Genomic DNA, 8,306 nt, shown 5'->3' on the forward strand with positions numbered 1-8,306 from the left:
ATGTCTTTGCCAAACCGGGCACACCTTCTAATAATACGTGTCCATCAGACAGCAAACCGATTAACAATGACTCTACCAGATGTTTTTGTCCTACGATGATCTGGTCCATACCAGCAGTAAGGTTGGTAACAAAAGAACTTTGTCTTTCAATCCGCTCGTTCAGTTCGCGGATATCAATTGTTTCAGCCATAAATACTATTATTTTTATTGTTTAAATTCCATTGATTTCTCCAGTATGCTACTGGTAATTATTTTTTTCGCTCCCAAAAGTACAGGAATAAATTAACCATACCAACTAATTTTTATTAAAAAACAATTAGATTAAACTACTTTCATAGAGTTTAGTAGTTAACAATAGTTTCTGAAAAGAATTTCAAATTCGCAGACAGGAATAAATAGCAAATCACCCCTGCAAGTGAAGTATTATCAACTTGCAGGGGTGCAATATTTTCTTTTATTTCTTTTCGAGCTCCGGTATCTTGATTACAGTACCATACGGCACATGATCAGGATTCTTTATAACACCCGAATTATACTTCACAATATAGGGCCACAGGGCCTTAGTCCCGTAAAAGCGAAGTGCAACCTTTGTCAGAGTTTCTCCTTCCTGGATAGTATGAGTAGCCTTCGTACCTACAATCTTATAATTTACAGAGTCTGGCTCAAAAGGAGTTGCAGCAGCTTTCTTTGTCTCTTTTTTAGGAGCAGTAGCAGGAGTCTCCTGCTTTGCAACCGGCTTCGGCTCTTCAACAACTTTAGGAGTAACAACTTCCGCCACAGTATCTTTCTTCGCAACCACAGTTGTGGTATCTTTTCGAACAATACTATCCGTCAGAGCGAGCGGAACGGCTGGTTTCTCTATCTTTTCATCAGCAACTTTCTCTGTTGGCGGTGGAGATATTCTGTCAAATAAATCCGGATAATACATAAAAGTAACAGCACCTACACATAATAATACAACAAGTATTACGATTCCAATGAAAAACTTCATCGTAGAACTATCTGCTCTATTCACAGGAGGTGATGGAGGTTCAGGAACTTCATAAGTAGGCACCAAATCTTCTTGATTCTTTTGTTCTGTCAGAGATTCTTCTACGCACTCATTCACCGGAGTAGTTGCCTCTGTTACAGACTGTTTTACTTCTCCAGATAGAACGACAGGTGCCTCTACAAACTGTTCTGACTCTTCAATCTGAATGACAGGTTCCGCCTGATCAACCTGAATTTCTTCATCCTGAACAAGTTGTTCTGTAGTTTCTATTACTTCTTCAACTACCTGAATATGTTCCTCAGCTACTACTACAGATTCTTCTTTAACAATTTCAGCAGTTTCCTCAATGATCTCAGTTGGTACTTCTACTACTTCCACAGGCTCCTCTACAGTTTCAGCTGATACTTCCATTGATTTTTCTACAGTCTCTATAGTTTCCTCTGAAACAACATCTGCCACTTCTGTATTAACGACAGACTTTTCTGATTCCACAAGCACCTCCTCTTTTTCCTCCTCTTCGGAATTATCCTCCACCTGTGTATCTTCTAACACGGTTTCATCATTCAATACCACAGTCTCAAAGTGAGAAAAAGGCTTGTTTATCAAGTCCTTCAAGGCAGGTTCCGGAGCAAATGAAACTTTTGTATGCCCCTGTATTTCAAATCGTTCCCCTGTATTTATATTTACGCTCTCACGACTCTCTACATCAATCAGTTTAAATGTGCCCAAGCCTCTAATCTTTACATACTTATCATTCTCCAGCGATTCTTCAATCAACTGAAAAAACTCTTTCACGAAGCTCTCGGCATCCGCCTTATCCATGCCATGTTTTTCTGCGAGCAATTCTATTAAATTCTGTATATTCAGCTTCTCATTCATATTTATGGAAGATTACTTGAGTAAAAGAAGATTACTTAAACTTATCTTTCAGAGCCGTGCTGGGTCTGTATGTTAATACTAATTTAGGTGGAACCAACATGCGTAATTTGGTTGTAGGATTGATAGTGATACGCTCCGCTTTCTTCTTTACCTCGAACGTACCGAAACTTTGTACAGAAATGGCATTTCCTTCTTGCAACTGTTGCGTCATATCCGACAGCAAAGATGCAATCAGTTCGGATGTGTCCTTTATGGTATATCCCAATCTTCGTGACAATTCTGAAGTAAATTCTTTATTATTCAAAATCCAGCTATTTTTATAAAGTTCGGTGCTATATTAGCAAAACTTCCGCACATACACAAATTCTTCAGGAAAATTATTTAAATAACTCGTCCAAAAAGATCGAAATCATCGGAATTTATAATCTCTACCTGGTAAAAGTTACCAATAAGCAATTTCTGTTTACCCTGTTCTATCAGAACTTCCGGATCTACTTCTGGGGAATCAAATTCCGTACGGCCAATATAATAATCTCCTTCCAAACGATCGATAATTACTTTAAGGCATTGACCGACCTTTGCTGCACTCTGTTCTGCCGAAATCCCTTGCTGAATTGACATCAACTCATCCAGGCGTGCTTGTTTCACTTCCTGAGGAATTTCATCCTCATAGTGTGCAGCAGCATAAGTACCTTCTTCTTCGGAATAAGTAAAAGCCCCCATTCTATCGAAACGAGCCTTACGAATAAACTCTTTTAATTCCTCAAAATCAGCTTCCGTTTCTCCCGGATGTCCTACCATCAAAGTAGTGCGCAGATGAATACCCGGTACTTCTTTGCGGAATTGCTCTATCAGATGATAGGTTTCTTCCTGAGTCACATGTCGCCGCATCTTCTCCAGCATCGGATTACTGATATGCTGAAGGGCGATATCCATATACCTGCACACATTAGGACGTTCACGCATGACTCGGAATAAATCCATAGGAAAATGTGCCGGATAAGCATAATGCAGCCGAATCCACTCCACACCAGGGACTTCAGAAATACGTTCTATTAATTCGGGGAGCATTTGCTTCTTATATAAATCCACTCCATAATATGTCAATTCCTGAGCAATAACCTGAAACTCTTTCACTCCCTTACTTACCAAATAACGAACTTCATCCAAGATCTCTTCCATCGGACGTGAGACATGTTTTCCTGTAATAATAGGAATAGCACAATACGAACACTTCCGATCACAACCTTCTGATATTTTCAGATATGCGTAGTGCCTAGGAGTGGTAAGTGTACGTTCTATATGAAGCTCTTCGTGATATGCCTTACCAAGATCCTGCAACAACTCCACCCAGTTAAATTTACCATAAAATTTATCTACTTGTGGAATTTCGATAGCTAATTCTTTCAGATAACGCTCCGAAAGACATCCCATTACATATAATTTTTCTAAATCCCCTTCTTCCTTTGCCTGTGCAAATTCCAAAATCATATTGATGGACTCTTCCTTTGCATCACCGATGAAACCACAAGTATTGATCACTGCAATTTCTCCCTCAGGCTTTTCCGTATCATGAGTCACATGATATCCAGCTTCTTCTAATTGCCGCATCAAATGCTCCGAGTCCACTAGGTTTTTAGAACATCCTAACGTTATAATATCAATGGTTTTCCGCTTCATGCATTCTCTCCAAACAACGAATCAACAAATTCTTTCTTACGGAACACCTGCAGATCTTCCATACCTTCACCCAGACCAATGTATTTTACCGGTATTTTGAACTGATCGGAAATGCCAATAACAACTCCCCCTTTCGCAGTGCCATCTAATTTAGTAATAGCCATCGCAGTCACTTCCGTAGCCAATGTGAACTGTTTAGCCTGCTCAAATGCATTTTGCCCGGTGGAACCGTCCAAAACCAGCAAAACCTCATTAGGAGCATCAGGAACCACTTTCTTCATTACATTCTTAATCTTAGTCAACTCGTTCATCAAGCCAACTTTATTATGAAGACGTCCGGCAGTATCAATGATTACCACATCGGCATTATTAGCAACAGCAGAATTCAAAGTATCATAAGCCACAGAAGCTGGATCAGCGCCCATTTTTTGTTTGATTACAGGTACTCCTACCCGACTCCCCCAAATATCCAATTGTTCGACAGCTGCCGCACGGAAAGTATCTGCAGCACCCAGATAAACACTTTTACCAGCTTTTTTAAATTGATAAGCCAATTTACCAATAGTAGTCGTTTTACCGACTCCATTCACTCCCACTACCATAATAACGTAAGGTTTCTTCTCAATCGGAGCTTCAAAGTCATCCACATCATCTGAATTATTTTCCGTCAATAAGGCAGCGATTTCATCGCGCAAAATGGTGTTCAATTCTTGCGCATTCATATATTTCTCTGACGCAGCGCGTTTCTCTATACGTTGAATAATATTCAATGTCGTTTCCACACCTACATCCGATGTTATCAACACCTCTTCCAGATTATCAAGCACTTCATCATCCACTTTCGACTTTCCTGCCACAACACGGGCAATTTTTCCGAACACACTTTCCTTTGTCTTAGATAATCCTTTATCTAATGTTTCCTTTTTATCTTTTGAGAAAAAACTAAAAAATCCCATACTCTATCTATTAATACAATACATTATGCCACAAAGATATAACAAAGTAATGAAAGTACAGGGATAAAGTACAAAAAAAATCCCCTTATCGGAATACGATAAGAGGATTCTATATTCAAACGTCTTTCGACAGACTATCTTATTTCTTGAAAAAGTCTTGCACTTTTTCGTTCAATACCATCTGTTCATCAAAAGTGTAAGCACCAGTTTTGGGTGACTTAACCATCTTGATAACCTTTGTATAAGCACGACCTTCTTTAGAACCTTCGTGCAAACTTGCTACAGTTTTCTTTGCCATGGGTTATACCTTATTATTTAATTTCTTTATGTACTGTTACTCTCTTCAGGATCGGGTTGTATTTCTTCAATTCCAATCTTTCAGTTGTATTCTTTCTGTTTTTTGTAGTGATATAACGAGAAGTTCCCGGCATACCACTATCTTTGTGTTCTGTGCATTCCAGAATCACCTGTACTCTGTTACCTTTTGCTTTCTTTGCCATAATCAGTATTCTCCTCTACTTTTAGCCAATTACTTTAATGCTTTTCCAATCACAATAACCTTTTGCTACTGCATCGTTCAAAGCAGCGTCCAGTCCTTTCTTGTTAATAATACGCAGACCGTTAGCACAAATGCTAAGGCTGATCCAGCAATCTTGCTCTACATAGTAGAACTTTTTGTTAAACAAGTTCAAATCAAAGGTTCTCTTAGTTCTTCTCTTTGAGTGTGAAACATTGTTGCCAATCATGGCTTTCTTTCCGGTAATTTGACAAATCTTCGACATTTCTATCTTATTTTTATAGTTTTTATCTATACTTATTTCAAACAGAGCGCAAAGTAAGTACTTTTATCGATACCAAACAAGTTTTTCATAAAATAATTCACTGTCTGATAGCATTTTTCTTCATTTTAAGCATGTACAGAGCATCTTTAAAGCATTCTGAATAGCATTTTGCACATTCCTAGTTCTTCCGTCATCCCCCTCTTGTTTGAAAGTTACAATTTCATTTTTATAGGCAGCCGCAATCCACACTGTTCCGACAGGTTTTTCGGATGTACCTCCTCCCGGACCGGCAATCCCGGATGTGGCAACAGCACAATCTGTTTTCAACGCTTTCATCGCACCTTTCACCATTTCAATCACTGTTTCCTGACTGACGGCTCCATACCTTTCCAATGTTTCAGCAGAAACATGAAGCAGAGATATCTTTACCTCATTGGAATAAGCCACAATTCCCCCATTGAAGTATTCCGAACTTCCCGGAACAGAAGTCACTAAAGCAGCAACACCTCCTCCTGTACAACTTTCTGCGGTGGAAAGGGATAAATTCTTCGATTTTAGTAATTCACCGACTTCTTCTTCCAGTTTCATATACCTTATTATATATAATTTATATTTTTGTTCTATTTTTCCTGCTGATATTACCCGAACCGTGTCCGGACCGGGTGCGATGCGGACAAAGAAATGTTCTAAAACTCCTTTCACTTCAATGTGACACGCGAATAAGCCGGCGCATCTATCGAACAGAAATCCTTATCCTGATATTTAAAATAACCAGTAATGGCAATCATGGCAGCATTATCCGTTGTATAGCTGAATTTAGGGATAAATATCCTCCATCCATACTTTTCAGCATGTTCACGGAAAGCATTACGCAGGCCGTTATTAGCAGAAACCCCACCAGCCACGGCTACTTGCTTAATCTTATATTCCTTTGCAGCCTTACGAAGTTTGTCCATCAGAATATCTACAACAGTAGCTTCAAGTGAAGCAGCCAGATCAACCTTATGATGTTCGATGAAATCAGGATCTTCCTTCATCCAATCACGCAAAGAATACAAAAATGAGGTTTTCAAACCACTGAAACTATAATCTAATCCGGGAATATGAGGTTTACTGAAAGTAAAAGCCTTCGGATTGCCCTGGCGAGCCAGTTTATCAATAATCGGACCACCGGGATATCCCAGCCCCATCACTTTCGAACATTTATCAATAGCTTCCCCTGCAGCATCATCAATTGTCTGGCCCAAAATCTCCATGTCATTGTATGCCTTTACCAGGATAATCTGTGAATTTCCCCCTGATACAAGCAAGCAAAGGAAAGGAAATTCAGGTTGAATAGTATCCTCACCTTCTGCTTTAATAAAATGAGCTAACACATGTCCAGTCAAGTGATTAACATCAATCATTGGAGCACCTAAGGAACGGGCAAAACCTTTGGCAAACGACACGCCCACCAACAAAGAACCCATCAACCCCGGTCCCCTTGTAAACGCCACCGCACTCAATTCTTCTTTAGTTACTCCGGCACGTTTTAATGCTTCATGAACCACTGGAACGATGTTTTGCTGATGTGCACGTGAAGCTAATTCGGGAACCACACCGCCATAGGCCTCATGCACCGCCTGACTGGAAACGACATTCGATAACAGATACCCATCTTTGATGACGGCAGCAGAGGTGTCGTCACAAGAGCTTTCTATTCCTAAAATTATTGTACTCATATCGTTATTTACGTTTAAACGCTGCAAAAGTAGTGATAAAAGTAGGATTGATAACGTATTATTTCATATTTTTGTTGGCTAATTCAAACAAACCGCCTATCAGAAAGTTAAAGAAGACAGTTCGCTGGGTGCTCGGTATTATACTTAGTTTGTATATCGGGACTATATTATTGTTGAACATTCCTTACGTTCAGCGACAAATATCTGTGCTCGTTGCGAACGAACTGACTAATGTACTGGGTACACAACTAACCATCGGGCGGATCAATATGGGACTACTGAACCGCATTATTATTGACGACTTATTGTTAAACGACCAATCAGACAAGGAAATGTTAAAAGTATCCCGCCTTTCTGCAAAATTCGATATACTTCCCTTGTTCAAGGGCAAAGTATCGATCAGTAACGTACAGTTATTCGGTTTCAACATCAACCTGGAAAAAAAAACACCAGAAGACATACCTAACTTCCAGTTCGTACTCGATGCATTTGCCTCTAAAGATACCATCAAAAAGGAAAGTAATCTGGACATACGTATCAACTCGTTGCTGATACGACGCGGTAAGATGTCTTATAACGTATTGTCGGCAGAAGAGACACCCGGAAAATTCAATGCACAACATATACAGCTACGAAACATCATCGCCAATATCTCGTTGAAAGCGCTCCAAAATGACTCTGTCAATGCAGCTGTGAAGCGCCTAAGCATTGAAGAAGAAAATTCCGGTTTTGAGTTAAAAAAACTAAGTCTCAAGATTGTAGCAAACAATCAGAAAATGAGCATTGAGAACTTCGCGATTGATTTGCCGAATACTTCGCTTGCAATGGATACCATCCGCATGGAGTATGACAGTTTGGGAGCTTTTAGAAACTTTACCAATGATGTACGCTTTTCCTTGCGAATATTTCCTTCGGACATTACTCTTTGTGACCTCACCCCCTTTGTTCCGGCCTTTTTCCCTTTCAAGGAAAATTTGCAAGTGGCTTTGGAAGCTAACGGTACTATCAATCAGTTGAATTGTCCTCATCTGTCGATTACAGGAAACCAGCATTTTCATTTAAGGGGAGATGTTTCCTTACAAGACCTGTCGCATCCTCAGGATGCATTCGTATTCGGCAACCTTTCCAGTTTATATGCTGATCCGGAAGGCATTGCATTTTTCGTTCGCAATTTAAGTAAAAACTACGAAGGTGTTCCTCCGGTACTGCAACGCTTAGGCACCATTTCGTTTAATGGGGAAGTCTCGGGATATTTCACAGATATTGTAACTTATGGCCTGGTGCGTACCGATATAGG

The 8,306-nt window shown here is 39.7% G+C and carries 10 protein-coding genes and 1 pseudogene; 1 reads left to right on the forward strand and 10 read right to left on the reverse strand.

From position 1 onward, the window contains the following. The 10 genes and pseudogenes from BACCELL_RS21785 to tsaD all read right to left on the reverse strand — a co-directional run. Positions 1 to 190 (reverse strand): annotated as a pseudogene (locus tag BACCELL_RS21785) (AAA family ATPase); the annotation flags it as partial. A gap of 264 nt (positions 191 to 454) precedes the next feature. Continuing rightward, complete coding sequence (locus BACCELL_RS21790) at positions 455 to 1,870, reverse strand: HU family DNA-binding protein (protein ID WP_007214251.1); 1,416 nt, start codon at positions 1,868 to 1,870, stop codon at positions 455 to 457. Positions 1,871 to 1,901: 31 nt separating this feature from the next. Next, positions 1,902 to 2,174 (reverse strand): HU family DNA-binding protein, encoded by a 273-nt coding sequence (locus tag BACCELL_RS21795; RefSeq protein ID WP_007218570.1) that lies wholly within the window; start codon positions 2,172 to 2,174, stop codon positions 1,902 to 1,904. A gap of 77 nt (positions 2,175 to 2,251) precedes the next feature. Continuing rightward, entirely contained in the window at positions 2,252 to 3,550 is a 1,299-nt protein-coding gene (gene rimO / locus BACCELL_RS21800) for a 30S ribosomal protein S12 methylthiotransferase RimO (RefSeq protein ID WP_007214253.1), read from the reverse strand. Beyond that, on the reverse strand, positions 3,547 to 4,506 hold the full coding sequence (ftsY, locus tag BACCELL_RS21805; protein ID WP_007214254.1) for a signal recognition particle-docking protein FtsY: 960 nt from the start codon (positions 4,504 to 4,506) through the stop codon (positions 3,547 to 3,549). Before ftsY ends, rimO begins: the two co-directional genes overlap by 4 nt. 139 nt (positions 4,507 to 4,645) lie before the next feature. Next, complete coding sequence (locus BACCELL_RS26210) at positions 4,646 to 4,804, reverse strand: DUF4295 domain-containing protein (protein WP_007214255.1); 159 nt, start codon at positions 4,802 to 4,804, stop codon at positions 4,646 to 4,648. A gap of 13 nt (positions 4,805 to 4,817) precedes the next feature. Continuing rightward, complete coding sequence (rpmG, locus tag BACCELL_RS21810; RefSeq protein ID WP_002560155.1) at positions 4,818 to 5,006, reverse strand: 50S ribosomal protein L33; 189 nt, start codon at positions 5,004 to 5,006, stop codon at positions 4,818 to 4,820. 21 nt (positions 5,007 to 5,027) lie between these two features. Beyond that, entirely contained in the window at positions 5,028 to 5,288 is a 261-nt protein-coding gene (gene rpmB, locus BACCELL_RS21815) for a 50S ribosomal protein L28 (protein ID WP_007214256.1), read from the reverse strand. Between the two features lie 120 nt (positions 5,289 to 5,408). After that, positions 5,409 to 5,876, reverse strand: coding sequence for a CinA family protein (locus BACCELL_RS21820; protein ID WP_044154290.1), 468 nt, complete (start codon positions 5,874 to 5,876; stop codon positions 5,409 to 5,411). Positions 5,877 to 5,986: 110 nt separating this feature from the next. Further along, positions 5,987 to 7,009 (reverse strand): tRNA (adenosine(37)-N6)-threonylcarbamoyltransferase complex transferase subunit TsaD, encoded by a 1,023-nt coding sequence (gene tsaD / locus BACCELL_RS21825; RefSeq protein ID WP_007214258.1) that lies wholly within the window; start codon positions 7,007 to 7,009, stop codon positions 5,987 to 5,989. Between the two features lie 32 nt (positions 7,010 to 7,041). Here tsaD and BACCELL_RS21830 point away from each other — a divergent pair. Then, the coding region (locus tag BACCELL_RS21830) for an AsmA family protein (protein ID WP_007214259.1) at positions 7,042 to 8,306 on the forward strand (1,265 nt) is incomplete at its 3' end.

It is taken from the genome of Bacteroides cellulosilyticus DSM 14838, assembly GCF_000158035.1.
In the GTDB taxonomy this organism is placed as follows: domain Bacteria; phylum Bacteroidota; class Bacteroidia; order Bacteroidales; family Bacteroidaceae; genus Bacteroides; species Bacteroides cellulosilyticus.